Origin of the sequence: Tardiphaga sp. 619_E2_N8_4, assembly GCF_051810905.1 — a bacterium.
In the GTDB taxonomy this organism is placed as follows: domain Bacteria; phylum Pseudomonadota; class Alphaproteobacteria; order Rhizobiales; family Xanthobacteraceae; genus Tardiphaga; species Tardiphaga robiniae.
In genome coordinates, this window is sequence record NZ_JBPWQJ010000001.1 from 5,423,449 (window position 1) to 5,439,364 (window position 15,916).

A 15,916-nucleotide genomic window follows, 5' to 3' on the forward strand; every position below is an offset into this window, starting at 1 on the left:
GAACGTCAAAATGGAACTTTGGCCGCCCTTTTCAGGTTGGCTCTTCACCACTCAGTAACGGCACTTAGCGTTAAGAAAGCGTTGATGGGTTGGAGAGCAGTCGATCAATTGCAAGTGCCGGTTTCATCGTAGTGCTGATGCTTTAAGCCCACAGTGGATAAAAATGGGGCAAAACTGTCATGCAGTCGTTGCATAGCAAGGTGCCGGTCGAGGATAGTACGCGCCTGCGGCACAACCGATATGTGTCGCTGTTCTCGTGACTGATTTGAGTTTTCTGATGGCTTCACCTACGTCCGCACCCGCTGGATCCGACTCCAAGCGTCAACGCGCCCTCCCGATTCCCAAGGGCGCCGCGGACATGCCGACCTTTACCCCGGATTCATCCGTCGTTTCCGACGTGATCCCGTCGCCGAATTTCGGTGAGCGTAACAAGGGCCTCGTGCCCGATATGATCGTGCTGCACTATACCGGCATGCCCGATCCGGAAGGCGCGATCGCGCGCCTGTGCAGCGCGGGCACCGATGTCTCTGCGCATTACATCGTGCTCGAGGACGGCCGCATCGTGCAGACGGTGCCGGAAGCCAAGCGGGCCTGGCACGCCGGCGTCGGTTTCTGGGCCGGCGAAGAGGACATCAATTCCTGCTCGATCGGCATCGAGATCATCAATCGCGGTCATGACTGGGGCTATCCGGATTTTCCGAGCCGGCAGATCGCCGCCGTCACCGCGCTATGCCGCGGCATCATGCTGCGTCATGACCTGCAGCCGCATCGCGTGCTCGGTCATTCCGACGTCTCGCCTTCGCGCAAGAAGGATCCCGGCGAAAAATTCCCGTGGCACTCGCTGGCCAATTCGGGCGTCGGACACTGGGTGATGCCGGCGCCGATCGTGCGCGGCGAAACTATGAAACTCGGCACTGCAGGCGACGACGTACTGGCGCTGCAGCATGCATTGGCGCGCTATGGCTACGGCATCGAGACCGATGGCCAGTACAATGCTCCGACCATGGAAGTGGTCACCGCCTTCCAGCGCCATTTCCGTCCCGAGCGCGTCGACGGTCTCGTGGATCACTCGACGCTGACCACGCTGCAGGCCCTGCTCGCCAGCCTGCCCAGCGAAGCGACAGCCTAGATCTCCGGATCGGTCATCTCGTCCAGCTCAGCCAATCGCCGCGCGTAAAGCCGACGCAATGGCTCAAGTTGTGTGGCCGCACTGGCCCGATGATACGCATCGCGGGCGGCATCGCGCCGGCCAAGACGGCGCAACAGGTCGGCGCGCACGGCCGGCAGCAGATCGTAGCCGTCGAGTCCGCCCCTCGCCTGCAATGCGTCGACCAGATTCAAGGCACGCAGCGGACCATCGACCATGGCCACCGCGGCGGCATGGTTGAGCTCGATCACCGGCGATGGCCTGATCCGCAGCAGGACTTCGTAGAGCCCGGCGATCTGCGGCCAGTCGGTGGCTTGATAGCTTGGCGCCTGCGCATGCAGCGCCGCGATCGCGGCCTGCACCACATAGTCATCGGGTCGGCCCGGAGCGTGCAACGCGTCCTCGACCAGCCGCAATCCCTCGGCAATCTGTTGGTGATCCCACAGCGACCGATCCTGCGCTTCCAGCAGCACGATATCGCCATCCGCCGTAGCACGACCGGAGCGGCGCGCGTCGTGCAGCAGCATCAGCGCCAGCAGGCCTTTGATCTCGCGTCGCTGCGGCATTAGCGCATCAAGCAAACGAGCCAGCCGGATTGCTTCCCGCGCCAGGTCCGGCCGCATCAGATCGTCACCTGACGTGGCAACGTAGCCTTCGGTGAAAACCAGATAGATCACGGCCAACACGCCGCGCAGGCGCTGTTCGAGCGCATCCAGCACAGGCACTTCATAGGGAATTCCGGCGATGCGGATCTTCTGTTTGGCACGCACCAAACGCTGCGCCATGGCGTCTTCGCCGATCAGAAACGCCCGTGCCACCTGAGCGGTGCTCAATCCACAGACGGTCCGCAGCGTCAGCATCACCTGCACCTCCACGGCGAAAGCCGGATGGCAGCAGATGAAAATCAGCCGCAACATGTCGTCGTCGAGAACGGCGTCATCACAGCGATCGTCATTTGCGCACGCATTCAGCAACAGCTCGTGCGTCACCTGTTCCTGCTTGCCGCGAAACGAGACCTGACGCCTGACACGGTCGATCGCCTTGTTGCGCCCGACATTGACAAGCCACGCACGCGGATTTTCCGGCGGCTCGGCGGCGGGCCATTTTTCAAGCGCAACCGCGAAGGCATCCTGCAGCGCATCTTCAGCCAAATCGAAATCGCCGACGAGGCGGATCAGCGTCGCCAGCGCGCGACCCGCCTCGTTGCGAAAGATCCTGTCGATTTCGGCCAGCGTCATGGTGTCAGTTATAGACCCAGATCGGCCGCACCTCGATTGAACCGACCCGCGCACTGGGAATCCGCGCCGCAATCGCCAGTGCGGCATCGAGATCCTTGGCGTCGACCAGATAGTAACCAGCGAGCTGTTCGCGCGTCTCGGCGAACGGACCATCGGTGGTGAGCATCTTGCCGTCACGCACCTGCACCGTGGTCGCTGTGGTTGTCGGTTGCAGCCGGTCACCGGCCTTGAAATTGCCGCTCTGGACGATGGACTGGGTGAACGCGCCATATTCCTCAAGCATCTTCTTGCCTGTGGCGGCGTCCATTTTCGCGTATTCGGCTTCGTTCTGGTAGATCATCAGCAGATACTGCATTGCGTTCTCTCCTCTTGAGCGGCGCATTCGCCGTGACATGGGCATGATCGGGTCCGAAAACTGGTTGCCACTTTCCGGGATCATGCGGTCAGTCGAACGAACCGGCAGCAGAACGACATCTTCAGGATAATTTATTTTGGCAAAGACTGCGCGCGTTCCTGGCTTGACGCCACGGCCCTGAGCCTCCATGCCTGTGCCGTCAGTCGGCTGGACGGCCGCTCCCGCTACGGTCGAAAGGCTGCGGGAGAGGAAAGTCCGGGCTCCATCGACATACGGTGCCGGATAACGTCCGGCGGGGGTGACCCCAGGGAAAGTGCCACAGAGAACGAACCGCCCTCCTACGTCCCTTCGGGACTTCGGCGCGACAGGCCTTCGGGCTCGCCACGCCGTAGCAGTGCAAGCTGCGAAGGCGGGTAAGGGTGAAAAGGTGCGGTAAGAGCGCACCGCGTATCCGGCAACGGAAACGGCATGGCAAACCACACCGGGAGCAAAACCGAATAGGGACGGCAAAGCAGTCAGTTCGCTCACCTTGAGCGATAACACTGCGGGGCGATGTCTTGCTCGCTGTCCGGGTAGGTTGCTTGAGGCCATAGGCAACTATGGTCCCAGAGGAATGGCCGTCACGTATCGCCGGTGCAAATCGGCGATGCCCTACAGAACCCGGCTTACAGGCCGGCTGATAACTTTCTGAACAACGAAGGGCCCGGCGCAAAACGCCGGGTCCTTCGCCAGTTTTGGCGCCGATGACCGCACCGAAATCTGCTTCAGTCCCGTCCTGCCTGAATGATCGCCTCTGCGAGGCGTGCAGGATTGCTGAAGAACATTTCATGGCTACCCGGACATTCGACCAGCCGAAACAGACCAAGACGTTCGGATAGTCGGGGATGCCATGGCAGGCTGTGTGGCAGCGCAATGTCCTGCTGACAATTCACGTAGGATTTCCCGACCGCAAGTTCGGCGAGAGGCTTGCTCAGCGAAATCTTGTCGGTGAATGTCTTGTAGGGATGCGGATTGAGTTGCTCATAGGCTGACTTCGCCAGTCCGAAATCGGCATCGTTGATGAAAGCGTCGCGCCAGATTTCGAACGGCAGCATCACCGCGTTGTTGTTGGCGGCAGCGATGGAATCGAACAGGCCAAGGTAATGCGGCGGCACCATGTCGTTGAGCGACTGTCCGTCCAGCGGAACGAAGGCGTTGACATAGACCAGCCGCTTGATGCGTTCTGCCATACGGTCCGCGACGCCCGAAATCACCATGCCGCCATAGCTGTGTCCGACAAGGCGTATGTCCCGCAGATTTTCTTTCTCGATATAATCCGCGATCGAAGCGATGGCTTGCGTCAGTCCAACACTGCTGCGGTCGTCATTTGCGTTGTTGCCAGCGACCGTCGGGCAATGAACCACATGCCCGCTCGCACGCAGATGACCGGCGACCGCGTCCATCTCCTGTCCCGTGTGCCAGGCGCCGTGAACCAGGACGTATAGATCTGCCATGCAATCCTCCCGATGTTTCCCGGACATTCATAATCACTGACATGCCGGGCAGATGGCCGGATAGTGCCAGCCCAATCGACGATTTGCGTCACAGGCAATCGTCGGCGCCTGAACTCGCCAGGTGTCACACCCAGATATTTGCGGCACTGGCGGATAAAGTGTGATGGATCCGTCAGGCCGACCTTCTGGCCGATGCCACCGATACTCACACGGTCGAAGCGCGGCTCGGCCAGCATCTTGCGGGCCATCGACATGCGGCAATCGGCGAGCAGCCCGCTAAAGGTCACGGACGCGCTGGCGAGACCGCGATGCAGCGTGCGCTCCGAGATTTGCAGTTGCGCGGCAATCGACGCTGCAGTGAGGCCGGGCTCGGCATAGCGTTCGCGCAGAGCGCGACGAATCCGATCAATTAGCGCGGCCGTGCCGGAGGTCTCCGCCGGCGACTGCGTCACATCGCCTTCCAGTGTCAGAGCCAGCAGGGCTCCCAATTGATCGACGAGGAGAGGCGCCGGCAGCGGACTGCGAACGGCCAGCTCCGGTGACCATTGCCGGACGAAGCCGCTCAGTGCCAGTCCCCAGCCAGACTGTCCATCAATCACCCGGCCAAGATGCTGCTCGGGCGCGGTAAGCCAGCGCTCGACCCATCCCATCGGCAGCTCCAGCGAAATCGTGTCCGACGTCACCGGAAAATGAAATTCATAGGGGCGCCGCGAATCCACCAGGAGAAGATCATGGGGGCGCAACATCGCCGTTCTCTCGCATTGCATGGCCGACCAGTTCCGGTCGGTCTTGCAAAGCAGATAGTAAAAATTGGACTGGCCGCGCGCGATGGCGCGTCTGGTGCGATAGACATGCTGGGGATCGCCTCGAACTTGATTGACCCCAATCACATCGAGCTGCCCGCGTTGTAGTTCGGACGCAAAGCTCGCGGGCGCGAGGCTGGCGATATCCATCTCCAGAAAGCCTTCGCAGACCGCGGAAATCCAGTAATCCAGCCGTCGTTCCGGCTCGACGAGAGCAGTCGACCATGTCTGAATGTCCGGCGAGCAATCCATCGTCGACCCCCAATACGGTCTATACTGGTCGCAGGATCGACAGAGTGTTGCGCAAAGCAGGAACTGTCAACGACATCCGATTTTGCGACGACGGGCGTCACCGTGCGGGTGTCGCCACGATCGGCTCGCCCACGGGGGACGAACGCATTCACGACATGCGCCGAAATGCGAACGAGGGCCAACGGCGGCCCCCGTTCCTTCCTGATATCATTCCGCGGCGGCGGTGCGATCGAGATCGAGCACCTGACGCTCGAACAGACCGCGATAGATGCCACCCGGTCGCGCCGTGAGCGTGGCATGGGTGCCCTCTTCCGCGATATGCCCGTGATCGAACACCAGAATGCGATCGAGGCTGCGCACCGTCGACAGGCGATGCGCGATCACGATCGAGGTGCGGCCTTTCATCAGCCGCTCCATCGCCTCCTGGATCAACGCCTCCGACTCTGAATCGAGGCTCGATGTCGCCTCGTCCAGAATAAGTACTGGCGCATCCGCGAGAAACGCACGCGCCAGCGCGACACGCTGCCGCTCGCCGCCCGACAGTTTCACACCACGCTCACCAACCAGCGTGCCGTAACCTTTCGGCAGCCGGGTGATGAAGTCATGCGCATTCGCCAGCCGCGCCGCCTGTTCAATCGCCTCCATGCTGGCGCCGGGCCGGCCATAGGCGATGTTGTCGGCCAGCGAGCGGTGAAACAGGATCGGATCCTGCTGCACGATCGCAATCCGGCTGCGCAGCGACTCCTGCGTGACCTCCGCGATGTTCTGACCATCGATCATGATGCGACCACTCGAGACATCGTAGAGCCGCTGGATCAGCTTCACGAAGGTCGTCTTGCCGGAGCCCGAACGTCCGACCAGACCGACGCGTTCGCCGGCGCGGATGTCCACCGACAGCCCGTCATAGAGCGGCGTGGCATGACCGCCGTAATGGAATGTCACGTCGTCGAACAGGATGCGGCCGCCGGTGATGGCGACCGGCTGGGCATCGGGAGCATCGGCGATGCCGAGCGCGACATCATGAATCGCGACAAGCTCCTCCATGTCGTTCACCGAACGCTGCAGGTTGTTGATGTGCATGCCGACGTCACGCAGATAGCCGTGGATCACGACATAGCTCGTCAGCACATAGGTGACATCGCCTGCCGTCGCCTGACCTTGCAGCCACAGCCACAAGGCGCCGCCGATCACCGCTGTGCGCACGCAGAGCAGCACTGCGAGCTGCACCGTGCTCGTGGTGTTGTAGCGATACCATGTGCGCGCCACGCGCACGCGCCAGCGGCCGACGACCTGCCCCAGCCGACCGTCCTCACGGCTTTCCGCACCGAAGGATTTCACCACGGCGTTACAGGTCAGGGCATCCGCCAGCGTACCGCCGACCTTGGTGTCCCATGCATTCGACACGCGCGCGGCCGGCGCGATGTAACGCGTGGAGAACCACACGGTCATGGCGATATAGGCGACCGTGCCGACAGCGATCACACCGCCCAGCGCCGGCCAGTGCCAGCCGAGCAGCAGCATCGAGCCAAGCAACACCACCAGCGACGGCAGCAGCGCCATCAACAGCGTGTCGTTGAGCAGATCGACCGCCCACATGCCGCGCGTGACCTTGCGCACCGTGGAGCCCGCAAAGCTGTTGGCGTGCCAGTCGGTCGAGAAACGCTGCACGCGCGCGAAAGCCTCGCGCGACAGATCCGACATGATGCGCAGCGTGAACGGAACGATGGCGTGGATGCCGAGCAGCCGCAGCAGCATCGACGTCGCGCCAAGCGCCACGATGGCGCCAAAGGCTGTGAATGCCGCCTGCCGGGCTGCCGGATCGGCGCCACCTTTGGTGACGGCATCGACCAGCTGGCCGGAGAACAGCGGCATGAACAGATCGGCCACCGTTGCGCCGAGCAGACCGACGGCAACCGTCGCCGCCCGTCCGGGCTGCCGGAACCAGTGCCGGATCACGAAAGGGATCACCACGCGGATGGCGGCGGCGCGGTCCTTCGATTTCAGAGTCATGACTTCATCCGGCAGCGCCCCTGCGCAGACCGGCTCCATGGTTTGACGCGCAACGGCCAGACCGAGCGCGAGCGTCCTAAAAGTACAGAAACGGGAAAGATCAGGATGATCGGGACATCAGGCCCGACCGGCAGAGGCGGAACCGGGGCTCAACGAGCCCGCATAAACCCGCATGCGTGCACCGAACCGAGAATTCCGGAGAGCAGATCAATCGACTTCATGCAGACTCTCCCTCGGGTTCGAGCAATGGATGTTGATTTTATAGATGTGCCGTCGGGATTTGGCAACATGATGGCCGGCAGGAAAGCGTCGGCTGGCGATAGAACCGCTCCAGCCGCTCTAGCTTTTTGTTTTGACGCGTTTTCTTGACGCGAACCGGCATCCACTTCGCTCGAAAACGCTCTAGTGCCCGCCGCCTGCATTGGCAGGATTGCTGGGCTTGTTCAGCAGCATCACCATGAGGCTGAGACCGACATAGAACACCGACAGCGCGAAGAAAGCGTCGCCAAAGCTCATCACGACGGCCTGGCGATGTACGATCTGCGACAGCTGCTTCATCGCCATGCGCGAGGCGTCGCCCATGCCCTGGAACTTCTGGGTGAACATATTGAGCATCTCGACCGCCTGCGCATTACCCCAGGTGACCTTGTCGTGCAGCCGCGTGATGTGGAAGTCGGTGCGGTGATCAAGCACGGTGTTGATCAGCGCGAGGCCGAGTGCGCCGCCAAGATTGCGCGTCAGATTGAATAGGCCGGAAGCGTTCTTCAGCATCTGCGGCGCCAGCGTGCCGAGCGCAATGTTGTTGATCGGCACCATGGCCATCATCATGCCGATGCCGCGCAGGATTTGCGGCAGCAGCAATTCGTAGAAATCGAAATCGCGCGTCACCCAGGTCATCTGCCAGGTGCCGGCAGCGAACAGCACCAATCCCGTCATGATGAGATAGCGCATGTCGATCTTCTGCATCAGACGCGCCACCAGCGGCGCCGTCAGGAACATCGCAACGCCCGAGACGAACATCGTCTCACCAATCATCAGCGCGCTGTAGCCGCGGATCTCCGCGAGATAACGCGGATAGAGATAGGTCAGGCCGTAGAGCCCGATGCCGACGCAGAACGAGAACAGACAGCCCAGCGCGAAATTACGATCCGTGAAAGCGCGGATGTCAACGATCGGTTCTTTCGCCGTCAACACGCGCCAGAAAAATGCGATGGCCGACAGCAGGCAGATGACCGCGAAGATCGCAATCGACGTGTCCTGGAACCAGTCGTTACGCGGCCCCTCTTCCAGCACATATTCCAGCGAACCGAGGAAACCCGCCATGAAGCCGAGGCCCCACCAGTCGAAATGATCGAGCAGTTCGAAATGCGGCTCGTCGAAATCCACCAGCGCGAGCACGCCGATGGTGATGCCGATGCCCGGCACCACATTGATGAAGAACAGCCAGTGCCAGGACAGCGCATCGGTGATGTAGCCGCCCACCGTCGGGCCGATGGTCGGCGCCAGCGTCGCGACGAGGCCGATGATCGGGCCGACGATGTGGAATTTGGAGCGCGGAAACACCGTATAAGCCGAGGCGAACACCGTCGGGATCATGCCGGCGCCAAGGAAGCCCTGGATCGCACGCCACAGGATCATCTGCTCGATCGACGAGGTGAAGCCGCACATCAGGCTGGCGAAAGTGAATCCGGCGGCCGAGATCGCAAACAAGAGCCGCGTGCCGAGTGCGCGCGACAGGAAGCCCGACAGCGGGATCGCGATCACTTCCGCGATCAGATAGGCCGTCTGCACCCAGGAGACTTCGCTGGACGACGCGGACAATCCGGCCTGGATTTCAGACAGCGAGGCCGAGACGATCTGAATGTCCAGGATCGACATGAACATGCCGAACACCATGATCAGAAACGCGATCAGGCGTTTCGGCGCGACATAGTCCGCAGCCGGAGCGGCCGGCGGTGCGCCTGACACGGTGGTTGTCGTGGACATCTGCTTGTCCTGACTTAACGCGCGGGTTCTGCACCCGGCTTGGTGTTGACGCGGACATAGACCGACATGCCGGCCCGCAGCAGGTTTTCCTTGGCAACGTCAGCCGGCACCCTGAGACGCACAGGCACACGCTGCACGATCTTGGTGAAGTTGCCGGTGGCGTTATCCGGCGGCAGCAGCGTGAACACCGAGCCTGCGGCTGGTGCGAGGCTTTCCACAGTGCCTTCGATGGCGCGGCTGCTATCGGCGTCGAGCTCGATCGAGACCGGCTGGCCCGGCTTCAGGCGGCGCAGCTGCGTCTCCTTGAAATTGGCATCGATATAGACGTCGTTGAGCGGCACGACATTGCCGAGACGCTGGCCGGCGCTGATGAAATCGCCGGTCGACACGAGGCGGTTCGAAAAGATGCCATCCACCGGCGACTTCACGGTGGTGAAGTCGAGATCACGCACGGCCTTGTCCAGCGCGCTCTGCAATTCGGCGAGCTGCGCGCGCGCTTCGTTCTGCTGCGCCTTCGTCACTTCGACGCTGCTCTTGGCTGCATCGACGGATGCCTTCGCGGCCTTGACGGCAGCCGAGGTCTGGTCGCGGTTCGACTGCGAGGTCTCGTAGACCGAGCGCGAAGCGAAGCCCTGCTTGCTCAGCGTTTCCTGGCGATCGAATTCAAGCACGGCGCGATTGGCAGCGGCATCGGCCGATGCAAGCTGGGCCTGCGCCTGCTCGACAGCGCTTTCCTGCGCGCCGACCTGACGGCCGATCCGTTCGATGGTGGCCTTCTGGGTGTCGATCTTGCGCTTGGCGGCATCGACGGCGATGCGATAGTCGCCGTCATCGATCCTGAAGATCACCTCGCCGGCCTTCACCGCGACGTTGTCGCCCGGCAGGATCTGCGCAATGTGGCCCGATACGCGCGCACCCAGCGTGGTGTTGCTGGCGCGGACATAGGCGTCGTCGGTCGAGACGATGAAGCGGCCGACCAGATAATAGTTCACGCCATAATAGACGCCTGCGACGGCGAGCAGCGCGCCGACACCGAGCAGCACTTTTTTCTTCTTGCCGGATTTTGGCGCAGAGGTCTGCGCGGTCGCGGCCCGTGCTGCTGTAGAGGGCTGTTCAGGTGCGAGCGCATCCGCAGGACCGCGGGCTGCGGGTTCATCCGCTGCGGGCGACACGACGCGCACCGGCGCGCTGTCAGTCTCGCCTTCGGGGCGAATGATACGGGCAGCCTGGTCGCGTGGTCCGGCCATTCCGGCCTCCTCAAACGTGAGAATGCGGACACCATCGGACATGCCGGGTCCCCGCTTGCTGCGGAAATATGTAAATTGACCGAACGGTTCGGTCAAGATACAGTTTGGTCAGTTCATCACGATTTCGCGTTATTCCGGTTTCATCGCGGGCGATATCCCGCTGATTCATCGAACAGGCTGAACGAATGGTTGCCTCCCACCCTGCCCCCCTCTCGCCTGTCGGCGAGGAAGACAGCGCCAAGCGCCGCCAAATTCTCGACGGTGCGCGAAAAGTCTTCCTGGATCTGGGCTTCGACGGCGCCAGCATGGGCGAGATCGCACGTGCCGCCGGCGTCTCCAAGGGCACGCTCTACGTCTATTTCACCGACAAGAGCGCGCTGTTCGAGTCGATCGTCGAGCAGGAGAAGCTCGAGCAGGGCAAGGCTGTCTTCAATCTCGATCCGGAACGCGATGCAGTGACCACGCTCGGCGAGTTCGGCCGCGCCTATATTCAGTTGCTGTGCCGTCCCGGCGGCGGCTCGGCGATCCGTACCGTGATGGCCATCGCGGAGCGCATGCCCGATGTCGGCAAACGCTTTTATGAAGCGGTGCTGGCGCACGCGATCCGGCAGGTCGCGGCCTATCTCGATGCCCGCGTCGCTGCGAAGGAATTGGCGATCACTGATACCGAGCTATCCGCCGCGCAATTCATGATGTCCTGCCAGGCGACGCTGTTTCAGCCCTTCATCTTCCAGGCCAAGCCGACACCCACGGCCGCGGAGATCGACAAGGTGGTCGACAGCGCGGTGCGGATGTTCCTCGCCGCCTATCGCATCTGACGCACTCGCTTATTCGTTCTCGTAGAAGTCCTCGTCGTCGGGCGATTTGCGCGTGGACTTCTTGGCCGTGCGGCCGATCGAGCCGGTCACGCCGCCATAGTCATTATTGCGGCTGGCATAGGGATTGCGGCTCTGCGCGCGCGCAGCAATCTCCTCGCCCGATACGGCCGCCGGCTGGCAGATCACCGGGCGCTTGGGCCGGCGCATCAGATCCACGTGAATGTGATCGTAGTGATAGACGTTGGAGCCTGGCGCCAGCACGGTGTTGAAGACCTGGCACGCGCCGCCTTGGATGTCGCGCAGGAAGCCCTGCTCTTCCGGCATCCCCTTCCAGCCTGCCTTCACCGAGACACTGCGACCATCGGCGAGGACGAAGGCGGAGATATCGAGCGCGTTGCCGAATGCATGCTCGGAGATGTGCGCGCGCGAGTTACCGTTCATGCCGCGGCACGAATAAGCGGAGATCTGCTTGATCTCGGCGACGCGGGTGCCGAACCAGCGCATCGCTGCCGGCTGCACGGACTCCGCGAGCCACTTGTCGAGTGCCGAGACGATCGGACAGGCCAGCGTCGCCGTCGGTTTCACGACGACGGGGCCGACCGAGCCCGTGACATTGCCCTGTCCCGGTCCAAGACGCCGCGGGGCATAATCCTGCGGCGGCTGGCTCTGCTGCACACCAGAACTGTAACGGCCGTAAGGCGCGCGCGGCTGCGGCTGCGGGGCCGGCATCGTCTGCGGCGAACCTTCCGGCGGCAATTCGATTTCGTCTTCATTGTCCGGCGGCACGCCTGGCGCGTTCAGCGAGATCGGTCCGTTATTGGCAGCGCCGCCATAGGATGAACCGCCATAGGACGGCTGCTGCGGCGCGGCTTGCGGATAGGAACTCGGATAGCTGTTCGCGGGACGCGCCATGGTCTGTGGCTGCTGCTGCACCGGCCAACGTGGCTGGCTTGCACCGCTGATGCCGCCAGGCGGCCGCAAGGTTTCATCGGCAAAACCATAGCTGCTGCTGGCCTCGCCAAGAGCTGCGACCTTCAAGGGAAATTCTGCGCCGCAGACGCCGGGCCCGGAAATCGGGTTGATCCGAACGAGATCAGCCCCCTCTTTCACCGTGCCGGATTTGAGACATGCGACTTCTGCCTCGGCACGCCATGGTTCGCGTTCCTGGGTCTGAAACAGACCGCGTCCGCAACCCGCAAGCGATACAAGGACGACGGAGCCGACGAGATACAAACGAACTCTGCGCGTCATTCGCGCAAGGTGGTCGAAATGTTTTAAAGACTCTTCAACGCATTGAATTCACGTTTGATTTACCATGTTGCCGACGCTCGTACCGCTACGGCCGCAGTTGGTCGACTTCCTTCTCTTTTCTGCGGGAACGGACCGCCAGCTTTCGCGTTACTCCGCGCGACAACGTCAAAGGGAGGGTTCCCATGACTATGTTCGGCCAACTGAGCGTTGTGGCCGCCTATGCGGCAATCGCCTTCGTCGGCGCTATCGTATTTGGCGTGCTGTAGAGCCCTAATCCCATAAAGCTTTCTCACCTATGGCGTCCGCTCTCCTGAGCGGGCGCTTTTTGCTGTCGTGACCTGCCAGTAACCGATTGACAGTTTGACGCAGGCCGGGGCCTGATGCCCCGTTACGAGCGCTTGCGCATGGACCGGGACAACCGCCCGCGCAGTAGACCAGCGCCGCATTCAGAAGTCAGGAAACGCCTATGCGCAAATTCTTTGCCGCAGCCATTGCGGCTGTATCACTCGCCGCTGCACTTGCAGCCCCTGCTGCGGCGCAAACCCCGATCAAGATCATGGTTGGCGGTATCGACAAGCAGATCTATCTGCCGGCGAAACTCGCGGCGCAGCTCGGATTCTTCAAGGAACAGGGGCTCGACGTCGAACTGTTCAACTCCACCTCCGGCTCACAGGCGGCGACCGCCCTGCTCGCGCGCGAAGTGCAAGGCGTGGTCGGTTTCTACGATCACACCATCGACCTGCAGTCCAAGGGCAAGTTCATCACCTCGGTGGTGCAATTCGCCGTCGCGCCGGGCGAAGTCGTGCTGGTGAAAGCCGCCGACGCCGACAAGCTGAAGGATCCCGCCAACTGGAAGGGTCAGGCGCTCGGCGTCACCGGCCTCGGCTCTGCCACCGACTTCCTGACCCGCGCGCTCGCCGCCAAAGCAGGGCTGAAGATGCAGGACTACACGCTGGTGCCGGTCGGCGCAGGCGATACGTTCCTGGCTTCCATGCAGCAGGGCAAGATCGTCTCCGGCATGACGACGGAGCCGACGGTGGCGCGCGCTGTGAAAAACGGCACGGCCAAAGTCGGCATCGATCTGCGCACACCGGAAAGCACCCGCGCTGCACTCGGCGGCGATTATCCGGCCGCGTGTCTCTATATGGACCGCGCCTGGATGGAGGCGAACAAGGAGACCGCGCAGAAGGTCGTCAATGCCTTCGTGAAGACGTTGAAGTGGATGAATACCCACTCGCCCGAGGAAATCGCCACCCAGATGCCGAAGGACTATTATGCCGGCGAACTCGATCTCTATGTGCAGGGCCTGCGCGAAGGCAAGCCGCAATATTCGGTCGACGGCATGATGCCTGCTGGTGCACCGGAGTCAGTGCTGAGTGTGCTGAACAGCTTCTCGCCCAACTTCAAGGGCAAGACCATCGACCTCGCCAAGACCTACACCACGGATTTCGTGGTCAAAGCCAACGCGACGAACTGAGGCCCTTCTCCCCTCCCCCTAGCGGGGAGGGGCCGGGGGTGGGGGTAGCCACAAGGGACGTCACTTGTGGACCCCCCTCCCCGACCCTCCCCCGCAAGGGGGGAGGGAGCAGAACGAACGCGCTTTACCCGCCGACTTCAACAACGACTCTGATGATAAAGCGAATGCAATCATGAATGCCCCCGCACCCTCTGCCGTCGCGCTGAAGAACGTCGCGCGCCGCTTCGTCACGCCTTCGGGTGACGTTCTCTCCGCGCTGGAGGATTTCGACCTCAGCATTGCGCCCGGTGAATTCATGGCCGTGGTGGGCCCGACCGGTTGCGGCAAGTCGACGACGCTCGGGCTGATCGCCGGCCTCGCCCGCCCGCAAGGCGGCGAAGTCACATTGTTCGATGCGCCGGTGACCGGTGTTGACCGGCGCGTTGGCTTCGTGTTCCAGCAGGATGCCGTGTTTCCGTGGCGCGACGTGCTCGGCAATGTCATGGCCGGGCCGCTGTTTCGCGGCGTCCCGAAAGACGAGGCAGAGGCTACCGCGCGTGACTGGATCATTCGTGTCGGCCTGAAGGGCTTCGAACATCACCATCCGCATCAGCTCTCCGGCGGTATGCGCAAGCGCGTGGCGCTGGCGCAGACCTTCATCAACAATCCGCAGGTCCTCTTGATGGACGAGCCGTTCTCCGCGCTCGACGTGCAGACCCGCGAGCTGATGCAGGAGGAATTGCTGCAGCTCTGGGCGCAGGCGAAATCGGCGGTGCTGTTCGTCACCCACGATCTCGACGAAGCCATCCTGCTCGCCGATCGCGTCGCGGTGCTGACCACACGACCGGCGCGCGTGAAGTCCGTCCACACGATCGATCTGCCGCGTCCACGCGATGTCGCGACGCTACGCTACGATGAACGTTTCATCGCCATTGCGCGAAAGATCTCTGACGACCTGCGCGAGGAAGTATTGCGCGCACGGGCGGGACATTGACATGACCGAGACAACAGTGACCACACCCCTTGCCACCGACGGCCGCATCGAGACCGCCGTCCAGCGCATGCGCCGCCATCAGCGCCTCGTGCTGGTACTGCGGCTTGCCGTTCTCGTATTCCTGATCGGCGGTTGGGAATTCGGCGTGCGCTTCGAGCTGATCGATCCGTTCTTCTTCGGCCAGCCCTCCGGCATCGTCCTGAAACTGATAGACTGGACCGAGAACGGCACCTCGATCGGCCCGCTGTGGAAGCAGATTTGGGTGACAATCTATGAGGCTGGCGCCGGCTTCCTGATTGGCTCGGCCATGGGAATCCTGTGCGGCATCGCGCTGGGGCGTAACCAACTCATCTCCGACGTGTTCTCGATCTACATCAAGGTCGCGAATTCGATCCCGCGCGTCGTGCTCGGCTCGATCTTCATCGTGGCCCTCGGTCTTGGCGCGGCATCGAAGATCGCACTCGCCGTCGTGATGGTGTTCTTCGTGGTGTTCGCCAACGCCTTCCAGGGCGTGCGCGAGGCCGATAAGAACCTGATCGCCAATGCACGCATCCTCGGCGCCAGCAACTGGCAGATGACCCGCGCTGTGGTGCTGCCCTCGGCGCTGTCCTGGATTCTCGCCAGCCTGCATGTCTCGTTCGGCTTCGCGCTGGTCGGCGCCATCGTCGGAGAGTTTTTGGGCGCCCGCGAAGGCATGGGCCTGCTGATCGCGACCGCACAGGGCTCGTTCGATTCCAACGGCGTGTTCGCCGCGATGATCGTTATCGCGATCGTGGCGCTGCTGGCCGAATGGATCCTGACCATGATCGAAAACCGGCTGCTGACCTGGCGCCCGGATACCACCGTTAACGAGTGACCACTGAAGC

General features: G+C 62.3%; 13 protein-coding genes and 1 other RNA gene. 6 read left to right on the forward strand and 8 right to left on the reverse strand.

The genetic code is table 11. The features are described from left to right. The first annotated feature begins 277 nt into the window (after window positions 1–277). Complete coding sequence (locus tag AB8A23_RS25840) at window positions 278–1,129, forward strand: N-acetylmuramoyl-L-alanine amidase (RefSeq protein WP_175367187.1); 852 nt, start codon at window positions 278–280, stop codon at window positions 1,127–1,129. Here the strand turns inward: AB8A23_RS25840 and AB8A23_RS25845 are convergent. Together AB8A23_RS25845 and AB8A23_RS25850 are read right to left on the reverse strand one after the other, a co-directional pair. Next, on the reverse strand, window positions 1,126–2,385 hold the full coding sequence (locus tag AB8A23_RS25845; protein ID WP_175367188.1) for an RNA polymerase sigma factor: 1,260 nt from the start codon (window positions 2,383–2,385) through the stop codon (window positions 1,126–1,128). The genes AB8A23_RS25840 and AB8A23_RS25845 overlap by 4 nt on opposite strands. 4 nt (window positions 2,386–2,389) lie before the next feature. Continuing rightward, the gene (locus AB8A23_RS25850; protein WP_068732310.1) at window positions 2,390–2,740 is read right to left on the reverse strand and encodes a YciI family protein; all 351 of its coding nucleotides are present in this window, start codon (window positions 2,738–2,740) and stop codon (window positions 2,390–2,392) included. A gap of 199 nt (window positions 2,741–2,939) precedes the next feature. Here AB8A23_RS25850 and rnpB point away from each other — a divergent pair. Continuing rightward, window positions 2,940–3,424, forward strand: an RNA gene (rnpB, locus tag AB8A23_RS25855) — RNase P RNA component class A. Between the two features lie 80 nt (window positions 3,425–3,504). Here the strand turns inward: rnpB and AB8A23_RS25860 are convergent. From AB8A23_RS25860 to AB8A23_RS25880, 5 genes are all read right to left on the reverse strand, one after another. Then, window positions 3,505–4,182, reverse strand: a complete 678-nt coding sequence (locus AB8A23_RS25860) for an alpha/beta fold hydrolase (protein WP_439060654.1) — start codon at window positions 4,180–4,182, stop codon at window positions 3,505–3,507. After that, window positions 4,080–5,288: a helix-turn-helix domain-containing protein gene (locus AB8A23_RS25865; protein WP_439060653.1), complete on the reverse strand. Its 1,209-nt coding sequence runs from the start codon at window positions 5,286–5,288 to the stop codon at window positions 4,080–4,082. Before AB8A23_RS25865 ends, AB8A23_RS25860 begins: the two co-directional genes overlap by 103 nt. Before the next feature lie 207 nt (window positions 5,289–5,495). Further along, window positions 5,496–7,298: an ABC transporter ATP-binding protein gene (locus tag AB8A23_RS25870; RefSeq protein ID WP_439060652.1), complete on the reverse strand. Its 1,803-nt coding sequence runs from the start codon at window positions 7,296–7,298 to the stop codon at window positions 5,496–5,498. A gap of 402 nt (window positions 7,299–7,700) precedes the next feature. Beyond that, on the reverse strand, window positions 7,701–9,284 hold the full coding sequence (locus AB8A23_RS25875; protein ID WP_439060651.1) for a DHA2 family efflux MFS transporter permease subunit: 1,584 nt from the start codon (window positions 9,282–9,284) through the stop codon (window positions 7,701–7,703). Window positions 9,285–9,298: 14 nt separating this feature from the next. Continuing rightward, complete coding sequence (locus tag AB8A23_RS25880; protein WP_439060650.1) at window positions 9,299–10,531, reverse strand: HlyD family secretion protein; 1,233 nt, start codon at window positions 10,529–10,531, stop codon at window positions 9,299–9,301. A gap of 185 nt (window positions 10,532–10,716) precedes the next feature. Here AB8A23_RS25880 and AB8A23_RS25885 point away from each other — a divergent pair, with 185 nt between their 5' ends. After that, the gene (locus AB8A23_RS25885) at window positions 10,717–11,349 is read left to right on the forward strand and encodes a TetR/AcrR family transcriptional regulator (RefSeq protein WP_093760548.1); all 633 of its coding nucleotides are present in this window, start codon (window positions 10,717–10,719) and stop codon (window positions 11,347–11,349) included. A gap of 9 nt (window positions 11,350–11,358) precedes the next feature. Here the strand turns inward: AB8A23_RS25885 and AB8A23_RS25890 are convergent, their stop codons facing one another. Continuing rightward, window positions 11,359–12,600: an extensin-like domain-containing protein gene (locus AB8A23_RS25890; RefSeq protein WP_439060649.1), complete on the reverse strand. Its 1,242-nt coding sequence runs from the start codon at window positions 12,598–12,600 to the stop codon at window positions 11,359–11,361. Window positions 12,601–13,066: 466 nt separating this feature from the next. Between AB8A23_RS25890 and AB8A23_RS25895 the strand changes: the two genes are divergently transcribed. The 3 genes from AB8A23_RS25895 to AB8A23_RS25905 all read left to right on the forward strand — a co-directional run bounded on the left by AB8A23_RS25895 (window position 13,067) and on the right by AB8A23_RS25905 (window position 15,906). Continuing rightward, on the forward strand, window positions 13,067–14,077 hold the full coding sequence (locus tag AB8A23_RS25895) for an ABC transporter substrate-binding protein (RefSeq protein WP_439060648.1): 1,011 nt from the start codon (window positions 13,067–13,069) through the stop codon (window positions 14,075–14,077). 172 nt (window positions 14,078–14,249) lie between these two features. Continuing rightward, window positions 14,250–15,050 carry an ABC transporter ATP-binding protein gene (locus AB8A23_RS25900; RefSeq protein WP_309946658.1) on the forward strand — a complete coding sequence of 267 codons (801 nt, stop codon included), beginning with the start codon at window positions 14,250–14,252 and terminating at the stop codon, window positions 15,048–15,050. Window position 15,051: 1 nt separating this feature from the next. Continuing rightward, window positions 15,052–15,906: an ABC transporter permease gene (locus AB8A23_RS25905; RefSeq protein WP_439057687.1), complete on the forward strand. Its 855-nt coding sequence runs from the start codon at window positions 15,052–15,054 to the stop codon at window positions 15,904–15,906. Window positions 15,907–15,916 lie beyond the last annotated feature (10 nt).